This window comes from Caballeronia novacaledonica (assembly GCF_900258035.1).
GTDB classification, from domain to species: domain Bacteria; phylum Pseudomonadota; class Gammaproteobacteria; order Burkholderiales; family Burkholderiaceae; genus Caballeronia; species Caballeronia novacaledonica.
Window position 1 is genome coordinate 26,220 of record NZ_OGTP01000005.1, and the last position, 16,137, is coordinate 42,356.

Sequence of the window (16,137 nt, forward strand, 5' to 3'; positions counted from 1 at the left end):
CGTTGTTCGGCCCTCAGACCTCATGCAGCAAGACGTTTTTCGCTTGCTCGTCGAATGCTTCGCGCGAGAAGCGACGCCTGAATTCGCGCGCGAGCGGGGCGAGCGGAAGATCGCGCGACGCGAAGATGCGCTCGACGAATGCATCGTGATCGTGCGCGGGGAACAGCAACGCGTCGGGCAGATACGCATCGAGTCCCGACACGCGCGACGTCACGATCGGCCGTTGCGCGAGCACCGCTTCGATCATCACGAGCGGCACGCCTTCATACGCGGATGGCAGCACGAGCGCATCGCTCGCGACGATCCACGGCAGCACGTCTTTCTGCGGCCCGACCATGCGCACGCACGCGGACAGCGCCGGGCTCGCGTCGATCGTCGCTTGCAGGCGCGCCGCGTCCGGTCCTTCGCCGACGATCAGCACGAGCGTACGTGCGAAGGCATCGGCGTGACGTTCGATCGCCTCCATCAGAAAGCCCTGCCGCTTCTGCCGGAAGTTGAGCCGGCCGATATGCGCGATGATCGTCGTGCCGTCGACGGGCAGGCCGAGCGCGGCGCGCGCCGCCTGTTTCGTGAGTGTCGAGCGGCTGAAGCGATCGTCGACATAGTTCTCGAGAATCGTTGCGCGCGCATGGGGCGCGAGCGCCTTCAGCTTGCCGCGCAGATGATCGTTCAACGTGACGTATTCATGCGGCGCGCGATAGAGCGCGCGTTTGACGAGCCATTTGATCTTGCCGGGACCGCCCGTGTTCGCAGGCGCTTCATCGACGAGCGGCAGATAGCTCACCGCCGTCGTGCGCGCCCGGCGCGCGGCGAAGAGTCCGGCAAGACCGGACGCGATCGTGCCTTGCGCGATAAGCAGCTTGTTCAGCCGCAGCGCGCGCAATTTCGTGGTTGTCGCGCGGACCGTGCGCCACAGGGCGAAGACGTTGCCGCGTATCGATTCGGCCGTATGCGCAAGCCCGACCGTCTTCACTTTCGGATGAGCGTGCGCCAGATCGCAGACATAGCGATACAGCGGCTCGTTCGCAATCGGCACGAGGATATGCAACGTATTCACCTGCGTGCTCGCAATGAGCGCGAGCATGAACCGCTTGAGCATCTTCTCGTGGCCGCCGTTGATGCCTGAGTCACAGTAAATCCCCACCTTCACCCGCTTTCCCCCTTTGAACGTCCCGGTGTTTCAGATACAGCTTGCCATCACGCCTTGTCGATGAACTGCATCAGCAGGCGCGCGCTTTCCGTCCAGCGGAAGCGTTCGGCGTGCGCGAGGCCGCGGCGTTTCAGGTCTTCGCTCAATTCCGGCGAAGCGAGCAGCTCGCGCAATTTAGTCGAAATATCTTCGACGGAGTACGGATCGCAATAGATCGAAGCATCGCCGCAGGTTTCCGGCAATGCGCCCGCGCGGCCCACGAGCGTCGGGCAGCCGTTGCGCATCGCTTCCAGCGGCGGAATGCCGAAGCCCTCGTAAATCGACGGATAAAGGAAGCAGGCGGCGCGCTGATAGAGCGCTCGCAGCTTTTCATCGCTGACATAGCCAGCCTGCTTGATATTCGGCGCGCTCGACAGATCGTGCGCCTTGCCGAAGATCGCGGCATTCTTCATTCCCACGATCACGAGATCGATGGAAGGATCGTCCAGACGCATGAACGCTTCGACGAGACGCTTGAAGTTCTTCGTCGGATTCATGCTGCTCACGGCGAGCACGTAGCGGCGGTTGGTGAGCTTCAGTTCATCGATCACGGATGCATCGGGCATGATGTGATCGAGATGATCGGCGGCAAGCGGCACCACGCCGATACGCTCCGCCGGCACGCCGACATGATGCGCGAGCCGGTCGCGCGAGAACTGCGAATTGGTCAGCACGCAACTCGACGTGCGCGCGAGAATCCAGAACATCACGTGATACCAGGTGCGAAACTTCCACGAGAAGTGCGCGGGCGTATCGAACACCGCGGCATCGTGCATATAGATGATCTGATTCGCGCGAAAGATGCTGCCCGAGTTCGAGAGATTGACGATACGCGAGCGCCCGGCGAAGAGCGGCAGCACGATCTGCTCCCAGAAGACGCCCTTGCCGAAGCCGAGCTTCACGGTCTCGACGCCTTGCACGGGATCGAGTCCGTTTTGCGGCGGAACCGCGAGCGTCACGTGAGAACCTTGCGGCAATTGCACGAGCGCGGCGACGAGTTCGCGCGCCACGCGCTGCACGCCGGTGGTCTTCTGGCTCGTGAAGCGGCCGTTATAGACGAGCTTGTTGCTGGCGATGGATGTGTCCATATTCTCGGGTCGTCAGAACTGTGAGTCGGAGCTGGTTTCATAGGCGATTTCGTCGGCTTTGGCGTTGGCGTCGAGCGGCGCACGCGCCTGCCTGACGGCGTCGAGCTCGTACATCGAAAGCCATTGACGGAAAATCGCGTCCATCGAAAAGCGCTTGCTTGCGGAGGCTCTCGCCTCGGCGCCCATGCGCGTGCGCAGTGTCGGGTCGTCGCGCAACAACGCGAGATACTTCGCCATCTCGTCCACGCTCGATGCGACGAAGCCCGTCACGCCGTGCTGAACGACATCGCGGTTGCCGACCACGTCGGTCACCACGGCGGGAATGCCCGCGACCTGCGCCTCGATGAGTGCGACAGGCATGCCTTCCCACCGGGACGTCTGCACGTAGATATCGAGCCCGGACGTGAGTTCGAGCGCGCGATCGCGCGTCACCCAGCCGCTGCACGATACGGCGCCGTTCGGTGTTCCCGCAGGCAACTCGCTTACATTGCCGCCGATCCACAGGAAGCGGACGGACGCATCGTGCAACTCGGTTGCGAGCTTCACGAAGGCTTCATGATTCTTCTGGAACATCGCGCGGCCGCTCATGCCGACGACGATATCGCTGGCGCTTCTATCGATGCGCGGCGGAATCTCCGGCACGTTCACGCCGTTCTCGATCATCCGCGCGCGGCGCGCATGCATCTTCGTCTCGATCTCGGAAAGCTCGCTATCCGAACACGCGACGATGGTGCCGCCCAGCCGCGCAGCGATACGCTCGAAGCTCAGATAAGCGAATTGCTTGACGGGCGAAACATCACGGCGAAGGAAGGCGAGGCCGTGCGGCGAATAGAACACGCGTGCGCGCGGCGCCGCGATGCGCGCGGCGGCGCGTCCCAGCACGCCCGCCTTCGACGAATGCAGATGAATGACGGACGGATCGCATTCCTTCAGCTTGCGGACCAGGTTCCGCAGACTGCTCAGATCGTTTTTCACGCTCACTTCGCGGAACATGCTGACGTAAGTTAGCTTTACCGCAGGATGAAAGAGCTTCGCGAAGTTATTCGGTGTTTCCTGCCGGATGGAATGAAGGATCGTTACGCCGACGCCGGCCGCCGCCGCGCGGTTCGATAGCTGGGTCAGCATGGACAGCACACCGCCGCCGAAGGCTTCGGTGATATGGACGATCTCTTTCATATTCAACTCTTCGATTGGCATTTCGCCGAGCACCCGCGGCGACACGCAATGAGAAGGAATGGCCTAATCGTTATGGAAATGACGCGACACACTTGCCGGGGCGAACGCATCCACGGCGGCTTTGATGGCCGCCTGGCGGAACTTGAAAAGCCGGGATGTGCGTGCTGGAGTACTAATCGCGCGGTGTAATACGCGGGCGATAAATACACACGAGATCCGGCATAGCATTACGCGTTCCTTGCGCACAAGGATGCGAGGAAACCGTCAAGCCTGATAAACAAGCCTGGATTTACCTGCCGCAAATTCCCGGACCAGTCAAATTGGCCGGATGGGCGCCCCGATGTCGGTCTTTGCGAAGACTATTTTGCGTCGCGCCGATGAAATGGCTTTTGCGGCGAGACGTAAAGCCGATAGATCAAGCGGTCTGAACTTCCGGAAGCCGAAACGCTGGTTTGCCGGTGCGAGCACTTTCCTCAGCCCGTGCCCGGGGAGTCATGAATACGAATCGCTGAGGTTCACTTCGTGGCGGGAGCATTCTGCTGAGCAATCGCCGTTTCACATATCTGTAGAAGGATTTGCAGATCCTTGAGTGGCACCGCGACCGATTGCATGCGCAGGCTCTCCGCTTGATCCGCCAACTTTTGCACGTGCTCGACTGACGTTTCGTCCGTTTCCATTCGGCAGGCTCGCTTAATTAAACACTGTTTGGACCATTAAGATATAGGCTCGAACCGTATGGGTCGGTTCGTTGACTCACATACTTAAATGCAACTTTCGGTGTAGAGCGCAATCAAATGCGCCGAGTGCGCAGTCGAGGTGCAATAAAACACCTCGTAAAAGGCACTCGTTTGAAATACCCGTTACCAATTAGAATCAGTTGTTACTGTTTATAACACGTCAATTTCCGGATTGCCCAAAGCGTCAAATAAGCCTTGCGCCGGGCCTAATCATCAAATCGAATTTCTACATACGGTTCACGTGGTTCCGGAACCCGCCCCTCCGGTAATCGGACGGGGACGCTTGAGCAGCGACACGCCTTGCAGATGCAGCGTGAGGGCCATCGCCGCGGCGGCCATCGTCTCGACGATCAGCGCCGTAGCCGCCGCACCCTGTTCGCCGAAGAGCTTTGCCAGCACGGCGAGCAAGCTGAAATTCAGCACGGCGGACGCTATCAGCACGCGGCTGAATTGCGCTTTCATGCCGAGCGGAAGCATGGTCTGAACACCGAAGAGATCCGTGAGGCCAGCCATCAACGGGACAAACGCCATCCAGCGCAACACCTCTACGGTAGGCAAGAACTTCGGTCCATACAAGAGTTTTACCGCAAGTGGTGCGCCGAAAAAGATGCAGACGGAAATCATCGAGACGATCAGGCCTTGCACGACGAACATCTTGCGCAGGAACGCGAATGCATCGTCCTTCGCATGATGCATCAGAAAGCTCACGCGCGGGTAAGCCGCGGTCTTGAGCGGCGACAGCATGTTCAATGCCGCGCGAATCAGTTTGTCCGCCGCGGCGAAGTAGCCGGCCGCGACATTGCCCGAAATGAACGTGAGCAGCACGATGTTGCTCGATGCATAGATATCGACGACCGAAGTCGCCATGAAAACGGCCCAGCCATCCTTCAGACGACCGCGGATCGTGCTCAACGAAACGGGCGCGAAGTCGAGCTCGCGCCGGAAGTACAGATACGTGCAGATCGAAATGCCCGATAACAACGGCACGAGCGCGTTGACGGTCATCGCGATGTACACATCTTCGCGCTCATGCACGAAGAGATACATCGCGGGAATGCTGAGCGCACGTCCGATGAATACGAAGAGGCTCAACATGCCGAGATCTTCGATGCCCTGGAAGTACCACGTGGGAATCAGCATCGCGCCGATCGCCATGCCATAGCCGATGAGCAGCAGCTTCCGATACTCCTCCAGATAAGGTATGAAGGACGTCAGCGCGATCACGACGAAGAGTCCCGCGAACGCGAGCGCGGCCTGAGTGACGATGGTCTCCCAGAAGATCTTCGAGCGCTGCTCGCGGCTCGCCCGGTTGATCGAGATCTTCGGCGTGGCGGTCAGCGAGAAGCTGTAGTTCGTGATCGAGATGAAGTAGGCAGTAAAGGCCATGCCGAACGAAAGGCGTCCGTATTCGGCCGGACCGAGAACGCGTGTGAGCCAGGGCAGCGTCAGAAGCGGTGCAAGGTACGTGGACACCTGCAACGTCATCAGGATCGTGAAGTTCTTTCGGAATGAAGCCATTGAGCGGTTTTTTCCCCGACTGAAGCGCAGCGTGTTTTATGACTATGACGCAGGGTTGTGAATCCTGCTGGCTTGCCCGTTTCGGGCGAGCCTTTGCATGACACCGCATGGAGCGGATAGTTTCGCCTGTGCGACGTGTCGTCGATGCGACGCGGGGCCAAAGAGGTTTGCGTGCCCGCGCCTTGGCCTGGCTTCGGGGCACTTGATGTTGGACGAAATGCGCCGGTTCCGGATTGTCGATAACTTCCGGAGAAGGCGCAACCGTGTGAAAGAACCATTTAACAAGAGAAATGTGACTTTATCAGTGGGGTTGCGCACGCAAGACCGGTTCCATGGCGCGATCGTTCGGTTGAAATTTGCGCGAAGTGCTGGTAGGGCATGGGCGACGGTCTGCGCATTTCAAACGCGAATCGCGCAAGAAAGTCCGAATAGCGGGACGACATTTTCGCCCTCGAAAGAAAGAACAAACCGGGCTCGATGTTCGTGACGGGACATTCGCTGGCGAGAGCAATTTCTGTTCAGGCATATCGCGCGATAAGCATCCGCAAACCAGGCTTTATATCGGATCTTCAAAAATAGAATTAATAGCAATGCGATATTTTCCATAGCCCCGTGCGCCCATAAGAAATAAAAGCATGAAGCGCGGTTCGAACGATCGTGCACGCGAATTGCTACTTGCCGCGCAGCGCTTCGCTGCCGCATGCGTCGTAGGCGCTCACATATAATGACCTGCAACACTTCACCCGACGGCCTGTTTTTAGCGACATCAACCGCATCACCGACACACGCAAGGATCCAATCGTGACAACGTCTTTTTCCGGTACGGTCGAGCCCGAAGGCGACAAGGCCTTCGATGCGGCCGTCGCAGGAAACGACGGCGTGCTGGTGCTCGACGCCGCCCAGCGATGCCTTTCCGCCGACGCCGTCCTCACGCATCTCTTCGATCTCGATCCGGCCGCGCTGAGCGGCCGTTTGCTTGCCGACACCCCGTTGCCTCGCCCGCTCACCGCTGCGCTCGCCGAGGCCGCCGACGCCGCGCTCGCGGGCAATGGCACGCGCCGCGCGCACGTGACGTTCGGCGAGGGCGACGCGACGCGCGCCTTCTCGATCATCGCGCTGCCGGGCGCGGATTGCGTGACGCTGGTCGTATCGTCGGCGGCGGACGCATCGGACGACGAACACGGCGGCGCCGACCGGGTCGCGCATCTGCGTGCCGAAGCCGCGCTCTTCATGCGCGATCACGTGCTGTCGGTCGTATCGCACGATCTGCGCGGACCGCTCAACGCGATCCATAGCTGGGGCTACGTGCTCGAAAGAAAGGTCGACGCCAACGATCCCGCCGCGCAGCGCGCGCTCGCCGGCATTCGCTCGGGCGTCGAGCAGCAGGTGAAGCTGATCGAGCAATCGGTCGATACGACGCGCGCCGAAACCAAGACGCTGCAAGTCGCGCTCGCGCCTGTCGCGCTGCGTCCGTTGCTCGAAAAGTGCGCGGCGCTCGCGCGCGCAAGCGTCGCGCGTGCCCGCGGCGTGACGATCGAAATCGATTCGCCGCTTGCGGAAGAGCAGCTCGAAGGCGATGCCGAGCGTCTCCTGCAGACGCTCTGGCTGATGCTCGCATTCGCCGCCGAGGCGAGCCCGTCGGGCGCGACCGTGCGCGCGTCGAGCAACATCGAAGGCAGCATGTGGCGCACGGACGTGCGCTTCAGCGCATCGGCGCAGGCGCTCGGCGATCCGGCGTCGCCGCATGTGCTCGAAGCCTTTGCGCGGCGACAGGCGCTGGAGCCGCGCGAAGGCGGGCGCATCGCGTGGGGCCTCGCACTGTGCAAGCGCGTATCCGAAGCGCATGGCGGCGCGTTCGAGCATAGCGATATCGTCGACAACGCCGAGGTCACGCTGTCCGTGCGCGTGCCCGTCGCGGGGATGTAAATTGACTTTCGATCAGCTGTCGCCCATATACTGACGCTTTCCACTTTCGAAGAGAGTTGCTTTGGCTCAGGTTGTCGCGCTGATCGGCGCATTGTTGCTCGTCGCATTGAACGGTTTTTTCGTCGCGGCGGAATTCGGGCTCGTCAAGCTGCGGTCCACGCGCGTCAAGGCACTGGCGCGCACCAATGGCCTTCCTGGCCGCCTGCTTGCGAAGGTGCACGGGCAACTCGACGCCTATCTTTCCGCGTGTCAGCTCGGCATCACGCTGGCATCGCTCGGGCTTGGCTGGATCGGCGAGCCTGCGTTCGCAACACTCCTGCATCCGCTCTTTTCGCTGCTCGGCGTCGAATCGGAGCAACTCATCGAAACGGTGTCGCTCTTCTTCGCGTTCACGGTCATTTCGTTTTTGCATATCGTCGTCGGCGAACTGGCGCCGAAGTCGTGGGCCATCCGCCGAGCGGAGCAGGTCGGCCTGTGGCTCGCCACGCCGCTTTACGGCTTCTACTGGGTGATGTACCCGTTCATCTGGGTGCTGAACACGAGCGCGAATTTCGTGTTGCGGCTCTTCGGCATATCCGCCGAACATGGTCACGATGCGCATTACTCCACCGACGAACTCAAGCTGATCCTGCGCGGACGGCGTCACGGCGGCGCGTCTTCGTATAACGAGGACGAGTGGAACACCATCGCGCATTCGCTCGACTTCAGCCGCATGACGGTGTCGGACCTGATGCGTCCCGCGCATGAACTCGTCGGACTGCGCAATGATTTGCCGATGCGCGACAACCTCGCCGTGGTCTCGCGGCATCGTTTTTCACGGTATCCGCTTTTCGCCGATGCTTCGGGCGAGCGCGTGATCGGCATGATTCATCTGAAGGACTTGCTGCTTGCGGGCGATGGCGGTCAGCGTGGCTTCAACTTCAGCTTTTCGAAGGACTCCGCCGAGAAGATCGACAAGCTTTCGCGGCATGTGCGGCCTGTGCAATACGTCGCGCCGAATCTGTCGGCGCTCGAACTGTTCCGGCGTTTTCGCAAGGGCGCGCCGCATCTCGCGATCGTCGGGCGCAAGGGCGCGAAGCCGATCGGCTTCATCACGCTCGATAACCTGCTCGGCGCGCTCGTGGGCCAGATTCACGACGAGTTCCGTCAAGGCGATGCCGACTGGTCGCGCATGGACGACGGCACGTTGATGGGCAAGGGCAGCTTGCCGGTCGTGTCGCTGGAGCGGGCGCTCGGCATCGATATCGACGAAGGGCGCGCGGAGTCGGTCGGCGGACTCGTCATCAATGCGCTCGGCGATTTGCCCACCGAAGGGCAACGGGTCGGGTTCGATCGGTTCGATATCGTGGTCAAGAAGATGAAGGGACCGAGAATTGTCCTGGTGCGGGTTTATCCACGCGAAGAGCTGCTCGAGGAAGCGGGGTGAGCGCCTTTGCGCCGGACCCCGAAAGCACCAGTCAACTCTTGGGCACGCCTTCTTCGACGAGCAAAGCCACCGGCATCGCCGCCAGCGCATCGCGCAAGAACAGCCTAGCTCCATCGGCCTTCGGCGCATTCGGACTCAACCAGTCGAACAGCGCCCGCGAATGCAGCGCCTCCGGCAGCACGACGAACGTATCGCCCCAACGCTGCGCATCGACGAGCGGCATGTCGCGCCCATCGTCCAGCAAGGGCGCCGCGAGCCGCGTCGCAATCACGATGGCAAACGCGCTTCCGGCGTGGCGCGCATAGGCAATCACGCGCCCGGCGTGTTCGCCTTGCACGTCGAGCGGCACGTACTCGCCTTGAGCGAACAATGACTCGCAATGCTTGCGCAAAGCCAGAGCGCGCCCCGCGAGCGCCAGTTTCACGCGCCCGTCGCGCCAGTTCGCCAACTGCTCCGAAGGCGGTCCTTGCTCTTCGACTTCGGCGAGCCACTGCCGACGCAATTCATAATCGACAGGCCGGCGATTGTCGGGATCCACGAGACTGAAATCCCACAGCTCCGTTCCCTGATAGAGATCAGGCACGCCCGGCGATGTCAGTCGCAAAAGCGTCTGCTGAAAACTGTTGATCGCGCCCATCGGCCCGATCCGCGCGGCGAACGCCGACAACTCCTGCAAGAAACCGTTGCGCCGCTGCGGCGCGACGATATCGAACAGAAAGTCCTTGCATGCGTTCTCATACGCTTCGTCGGGCGCGAACCAGCTCGTACGCAGCTTCGCCTCGCGCAGCGCCTTCAATTGCCATTCCGCGACACGCTCGGCAAGCGCGCGAACACCCGCTTCGTCGTCGGGGTCGAGCGTGGTCGGCCAGCATCCGACGAGCGTCTGATACAGCATCGCTTCCGCCGCCGGGCCCGGCGCCCAGTCGTGGTTATCGGCCGGGCCGCGTCGCAGCGGCGTGTTCAACGTGGACCACTGCCTGAGTGTCGCCGCCCATTCATCGGGGATTTCGCTCAGCGCCGCGATGCGCGCGCGCACGTCCTCGCCGCGCTTGTGATCGTGGGTCGCGGTGCAGAGCATCGCGTGCGGAAACGCATCGAAGCGTTCGCGATTGCACGCGTGAAATTCGTCGACGGACAACGCGAACTCGCCCGGGTCCGCGCCGACTTCATTGCGCGAAATGAGGCGTCCATAGCGATAACACGCCGTATCTTCGACGGCCTTCGCCGCCACCGGCGACGTCAGTTGCGAGAACAACGTCTGCGCCGCGCGACGCTGCGAGCCGCTCGACGACGGCGGCGTCTGACTTGCCTGCGCCTGAGTGCGATCGCGCTCGCGATTACGCTCCGCGGCGCGATCCCGCCCGCGTTCGGGACGCTCGTTGCGCTCCGGCTGCGACGGCAATTCATCGGGCAGCTTGCCGCCGAGCCATTGCGCGACCTGATCGAGCACGACATGATCCGCACGCGAAAGCACGGCCCGCGCGGCTTCGAGCGCCTGCGCGAAGAAGCGCTCGTCCTCGGGACTGCGCACGCCGCTCACCGGATAAATGCGATACACCGGAAACTGCACGACGAGTTCCGCGACCACACGCCTGATCGACGTGAACGTGAAATCGCGCGTGGTGTGCGCATCCCGCGCGATGCGATGCAACGCGCGCGTCACGCGATCCAGTTCCGCCGACAGATTCTCCGCGAGTATCTTGCGCCGCGCGGCGAGCGCTTCGTCGGCGAAACACGCGCTCTCGCCCGTGATCTCGGCCCACAGCGCGGCGAGCGGCGCCGCGCCCGCCGGATCGTGCAGCAGCGCGCCGACATCGTTCATGAAGTCGTAGCCGGTCGTGCCTTCGACTTGCCAGTCGCGGCGCAGCGGCTCGCCGCGCGCCAGTATCTTTTCGACGACGAAATACGTGTGCCCATTGCCGTTCCGCAACGCCTCCGGCCGTTGCGCCGACAGTTCCTCCAGCCGCGCGCGAAGGCGCTGGCAATATTCGCGCGGTTCCGCGAGGCCATCGACATGATCGACTCTGACGCCGTCGATCAGACCTTCGGTGAAGAGCCTGAACACGAGCGCATGCGATGCCTCGAACACCTCGGGCCGCTCGACGCGCACGCCGCCGAGCGTGCTCACGTCGAAAAAGCGCCGCCAGTTCACTTCGTCGGCGGCGGTGCGCCACCATGCGAGCCGGTAATGCTGGCGCTCCAGCAGCCGGTGCAGCCGGTCGCGGCCCGCGGATGTATCGGGCGAATGCGCGGCGAGGATCGCCTCGATCGCGGCCTGGCCGCCCTCCGTCTGCGCGATGGTGACGAGCGCCGTGCGCGCATCGGCGGCGCGGGGCTGATCGGCGGGCTGCGTCGTCAGGCCGACGAAGCGTTGCGCAAGCTCAGGCGCTTCCTGAAACACGGCGGGGTAATCGACCGGGCAGACGGGAAACACGTTCGAGTAATACGCGATGACGAAACGCCCTTCGTCCGCGCGATACGCGAGCCGGATTTTGCCGGCCTGCAATTCGTCGCCATAGGCGCCGCCGAGAAACGGCGCGAGCACCTTGCCGCGCAAGGCCGGATCGGGCGAATGCCAGTCGACGTCGAAGAAACGCGCGTGCGCCGCGTGGCGCCCCCATTCGAGAATGTCCTGCCACCACGCGTTTTCCGCTCCGCCCACGCCCATGTGATTCGGCACGATATCGACGATGAGCCCCATCTCGTGCGCGCGCAGCTTCTCGACAAAGCGCCGCAGACCGTCTTCGCCGCCCAGTTCGGGATTGACCTGCGTGTAGTCCACGACGTCATAGCCATGTGTGGAGCCGGCGGTCGCGGTCGTGATCGGCGACACATAGGCGTGACTCACGCCGAGGCGCGCGAAGTAGTCCACGTGCGCGGCGGCATCGTCGAAAGTGAAGCCCTTGTGAAGCTGAAGCCTGAGCGTGGAACGCGGTACGGTCATGGTGATTCGGATTTCGATGTGGGTTCGTTCGGTTGCACGGAGCGCCTGCGCGCGGTGTCGACGGCGAGCAGGCGGTCGGAAAACGCGTCGTCGAGAAACAGGTCGTCGACGGGCAGGGCGAGCCGCCTGCGCCAGTTCGGATGCTCGTCGATCGAGCCCGGCAGATTCGGCTGCTCGGCGAGCGCGAGCAAGTCTTCGAGCGGATAAGTGACGAGCGGCGCGGGCGTCGCGGCGACGAACGCGAGCGCTTCATCGACGGGCGCGTTGCCGATATCGGGCGCATCCACGTCGCCGGGCGCGATGCCCGCGTCCTGGAACGCGCGCCACAAATGCCCGCGATCGACGCCGCGCTCTTCCAGCGCCACTTCGACGGCATCGCGGCCATCGGCGCGCGCCATCGTCTGGCCGATTTTCGAGCGCCACACGATGTCCTCGCCGCGCCACCATCCGGTGACGGTCGGCAGGTCGTGCGTCGTCGTCGTCGCGGTGACGCCGCTGTCCCATTCGCGCGGCGGCTTGAAGCCCGGGCCGTCCACTTCGCGCTCGAACCACAGCACGCGAATGCCCAGCAAGCCGTGCTCCTGCAAGCGCTCCGTAAAGCCGGGCGGCACGGTGCCGAGATCTTCGCCGATCACGATCGCGCGATGCCGCCACGATTCCAGCGCGATGAGCCGCAGCATGTCCTCCAGCGGATAGCGCAGATACGCGCCGTCCTTCGCGCTCTCGCCTTCGGGCACGAGCCAGAGCCTGCGCAAGCCGAGAATGTGATCGATGCGGATGCCGCCCGCGCGCGCGAACGCGCAGCGCAGCATGTCGATGAACGCCGCGAAGCCCTGCGTGCGCATCGCGCGCGGCGAGAACGTCGTCAGTCCCCACGACTGCCCGGCCTGATTGAAGAGATCGGGCGGCGCGCCGACGGACACGCCCGTGAGCATTTCATCGCGATACGACCACGCGTGACTGCCCGCGCTGTCGCATCCGACCGCGAGGTCCGCGACGAGTCCCACGGCCATGCCCGCATCGCGCGCGGCGTGCTGCGCGTGCATGAGTCCTTTCGCGGCGAGCCATTGCGCGAAGAGATGGAAGTCGACTTCGCGGCGATTGGCGTTCGCGAATTCCGTCACCGCGTCGCTGCGCGGATCGCGCAAGGCTTCGGGCCAGTCGCGCCAGTGGCCTTCGCCGTTCTCCGCGAGCTGCGCGGCCTGCAATGCTTCGAAGCGCGCATGATCTTCGAGCGGGCGGCCGCCCTGATCGACGAAATCGGCGAAGTCTTTCGCGAAGGGCGACTCGCGGTCTTCGGAGAAGGTATCGAAGAGCGCGCGCAGGATCGCGAGGCGCGCTTTCGATGCGCGCGGCCAGTCGATCAGCGTGAGACCTTCGAGTTCGGCGAGTTCCTTCGCCACGCCCGTTTTTTCGATCGCCGCGCGGGCCGCGGGTGCGCCGAGCACGGCGGCCGGATCGACATGGGCGATGTTGAGAAAGAGCCGCGACGACGGCGAATAGGGACTGAACTTGTTCGGCTCGGCGCTGAACATCGCGTGCATCGGGCTGATCGCGACGGCATGTCCGCCGCGCTTCGCGGTCTGCGTCGCGAGCGACGCCAGCGCCGTGAAATCGCCGACGCCGCCATCGCCATTGCGGCGCAAGCCATACACTTGCGCGGCGACGCCCCACAGCGGCGGCGTTGCGCCCGCGTCTTCGTTCAAGGCGCGCCACGCGTCGTCGATCGTGTAACAGCGCGCGGGCGCGACCGCGAGCGTCGTGCGATGGTCGTTGATGACGAGCGTGTGATAACCCGGCTCCGCGATCGGCGAAAGCAGCGCGATCTCGCCCTTGGGCGACGTGAAGCGTCCGTCGATCACCGCGCCGCTTTCCAGCTCGATGCGATAGCGCGCGCCCGACTTCGCCGCCGACACCGGCAGCGCGATGCCGCGATCCACTTCGGCGGTGATGAGCGGCGGCAGCTTGCGTCCGCTCATTTCGGCATCGACGGCGGCCATGCTCTGCCTGATCTGCGCGGCGTTGCCGCACGGCAGGCCGAGCTTTTCGAGCAGGATGCGCAGCGTCGTCTCCGGCACGCGCTGCATGTTCTTGTGCGCGTTCTGCCATTCGATCTCGAAGCCCGCGCGCTCCGCGAGCGCTTCGATGCTGCTCACGGGGCGCGCCGCGCCCGTTTTGGGCGTCTTGCTTGCGGCGGCGCTCACGAGACGCTTCCTTCGGCCGATGCCGGTTCGAAGCGGCGCGCGTCATGCGCGATCGCGTATTCGTTCACTTCGCCGGTGAGCCAGGCGAGGAACGTGCGGCCGTCCAGCTCGCCGTCACGCGCGCGATCCTGCGCGCGCGCGGGCGTCTCGAAGACGATCTTGCCCGGCGGCTGCTCCTTCAACGCGATGGCGCGCTCGCCGAGATTGAGTGCGACGGAGAGCGTTTCGCCGTCGCCCAGCTTCCAGCGCGCGACGAGCGCCTTGTCGCCGAGCACGTCCGCGCCGAGCGATTTCGCGCCCTTCAGACGCGGCGTGACGAGCTTCGCGCGCACCGTGAGCGCCGAGCGATAAAAGTGCAGCCATTCGAGCCGGCCCGCTTCGTCCTGTTTGTCCGACAGCTTCGGCGAGGACATCTCGAAGGTCATCTTGTCGTTCGGATCGGGAATCTGCGCGCGGCGCTTTTCGTCGCTGAACGCGGAGAACTTCGCGAACTCCTTGCGGCGGCCTTCGCGCACCGCGTCGGCGAGCTGATCGTGATAGTCCGTGAAGAACAGGAACGGCTGCTTCGAACCGTATTGCTCTTCCATGAACAGCAGCGGAATTTGCGGCGACAGCAGCAAGAGCCCCGTCGCGGCGAAGAGCGATTCGTCGTCGGTCAATGAGCGCAGGCGATCGCCCATCGCGCGATTGCCGATCTGATCGTGGTTCTGGAGGAACATCACGAAGCGCGTCGGCGGCAGATGCGCGCTCGGTTCGCCGCGCGGCTTGCCGTCGTGTATCGGCGACGGATCGCCCTGATACGCGAAGCCTTCCGTCAAGACGCGCGCAAGTTTTTCGATCGGCTTGTCGCAATACGCGCCGTAGTAGCTCTCGTCTTCGCCCGTCAGAAGCACGTGCAGCGTGTTGTGGGCGTCGTCGTTCCATTGCGCGTCGAAATGCGTTTCGAGCAGATTCGCCGTGTTGTGCTCGTTCTCCAGCACGAGATGAACATGACGGCCCGCCTCGACGGAACTGCGCACGCGTTGCGCGAGCTCGCGCAGCCATTCGTCGTCGTTGATCGCGTGCACCGCGTCGAGGCGCAGGCCATCGAAACGATATTCGTTGAGCCAATACAGGGCATTGTCGAAGAAAAGATCGCGCACTTGCGGGCGCTCGAAATCGATCGCCGGGCCCCACGGCGTGTGCACGCCTTCGCGGAAAAATGTCTTCGCGTAGGCGTTCAGATAGTTGCCGTCCGGGCCGAAGTGGTTGTAGACGACGTCGAGAAAAACCATCAGGCCGAGGCCGTGCGCCGTATCGACGAGTTGCTTCAGTTCCTCGGGACGGCCGTACGCCGAGTCCGGCGCGTAGGGCAACACGCCGTCGTAGCCCCAGTTGCGCGTGCCGGAGAAATCGTTGAGCGGCATCAGTTCGATCGCCGTCACGCCGAGTTGCGCGAGTTCGGGCAGGCGCGCCGTCACGCCCGCGAAGCCGCCCATCGCGCCGACGTGCAGTTCGTAAAGCACGGTTTCTTCCCACGGCCGGCCGTGCCAGTTCGTGTGCGTCCAGCGATACGCGCGCGGGTCGATGACTTCGCTCGGCCCATGCACGTCCTGCGGCTGAAAACGCGACGCGGGATCGGGCACCGCGAGATCTTCGTCGAGCCGATAGCGATACAGCGTGCCCGCGCCGCCATCCGCTTCGGCTTCGAACCAGCCGTCGCCGGTCGGCTGCATGTCGACGCGTTCGGACGTGCCGCCCGCGCGCTGGATTTCCACTTGCACGGCATCGCGCGATGGCGCCCAGAAGCGGAAACGCGTGCGCGGATTTTCGCGCACGGCGCCCGTCAGGTGAGCGCCGAAAGGAAGGCAATACGCATGATGATGCTTGTGCGGATCGATCGGACGTTCGGACATGATTTCCTGCCTGTATTGCTGCGATGAAGTGCGT

At 63.3% G+C, this 16,137-nt stretch carries 10 protein-coding genes; 2 read left to right on the plus strand and 8 right to left on the minus strand.

Going from position 1 to position 16,137, the window contains the following annotated elements:
• Nucleotides 1–13 precede the first annotated feature (13 nt).
• From NOV72_RS09795 to NOV72_RS09810, 5 genes are all read right to left on the minus strand, one after another.
• Nucleotides 14–1,099 carry a glycosyltransferase gene (locus NOV72_RS09795; protein WP_245932971.1) on the minus strand — a complete coding sequence of 362 codons (1,086 nt, stop codon included), beginning with the start codon at nt 1,097–1,099 and terminating at the stop codon, nt 14–16.
• A gap of 98 nt (nt 1,100–1,197) precedes the next feature.
• Complete coding sequence (locus NOV72_RS09800; protein WP_106854406.1) at nt 1,198–2,277, minus strand: glycosyltransferase family 4 protein; 1,080 nt, start codon at nt 2,275–2,277, stop codon at nt 1,198–1,200.
• 12 nt (nt 2,278–2,289) lie between these two features.
• Nucleotides 2,290–3,453: a glycosyltransferase gene (locus NOV72_RS09805; protein WP_181290956.1), complete on the minus strand. Its 1,164-nt coding sequence runs from the start codon at nt 3,451–3,453 to the stop codon at nt 2,290–2,292.
• 515 nt (nt 3,454–3,968) lie between these two features.
• A complete protein-coding gene (locus NOV72_RS32230; protein WP_181290958.1) occupies nt 3,969–4,130 on the minus strand; it encodes a hypothetical protein in 162 nt (53 codons plus the stop codon).
• A 297-nt stretch (nt 4,131–4,427) separates the two neighbouring features.
• Nucleotides 4,428–5,708, minus strand: coding sequence for a flippase (locus tag NOV72_RS09810; protein ID WP_106854407.1), 1,281 nt, complete (start codon nt 5,706–5,708; stop codon nt 4,428–4,430).
• Between the two features lie 801 nt (nt 5,709–6,509).
• Here NOV72_RS09810 and NOV72_RS09815 point away from each other — a divergent pair.
• A complete protein-coding gene (locus NOV72_RS09815) occupies nt 6,510–7,634 on the plus strand; it encodes a sensor histidine kinase (protein WP_342753384.1) in 1,125 nt (374 codons plus the stop codon).
• A 61-nt stretch (nt 7,635–7,695) separates the two neighbouring features.
• Nucleotides 7,696–9,060: a hemolysin family protein gene (locus tag NOV72_RS09820; protein WP_106854408.1), complete on the plus strand. Its 1,365-nt coding sequence runs from the start codon at nt 7,696–7,698 to the stop codon at nt 9,058–9,060.
• A 31-nt stretch (nt 9,061–9,091) separates the two neighbouring features.
• On the opposite strand, the gene treY is transcribed toward NOV72_RS09820, so the two are convergent.
• From treY to treZ, 3 genes are read right to left on the minus strand one after another with little or no spacing between them, the layout of a single operon-like run.
• Nucleotides 9,092–12,004: a malto-oligosyltrehalose synthase gene (gene treY / locus NOV72_RS09825; RefSeq protein ID WP_106854409.1), complete on the minus strand. Its 2,913-nt coding sequence runs from the start codon at nt 12,002–12,004 to the stop codon at nt 9,092–9,094.
• Nucleotides 12,001–14,208: a 4-alpha-glucanotransferase gene (gene malQ, locus NOV72_RS09830; protein WP_106854410.1), complete on the minus strand. Its 2,208-nt coding sequence runs from the start codon at nt 14,206–14,208 to the stop codon at nt 12,001–12,003. Before malQ ends, treY begins: the two co-directional genes overlap by 4 nt.
• Nucleotides 14,205–16,103, minus strand: coding sequence for a malto-oligosyltrehalose trehalohydrolase (treZ, locus tag NOV72_RS09835; RefSeq protein ID WP_106854411.1), 1,899 nt, complete (start codon nt 16,101–16,103; stop codon nt 14,205–14,207). Before treZ ends, malQ begins: the two co-directional genes overlap by 4 nt.
• Between the last annotated feature and the right edge of the window lie 34 nt (nt 16,104–16,137).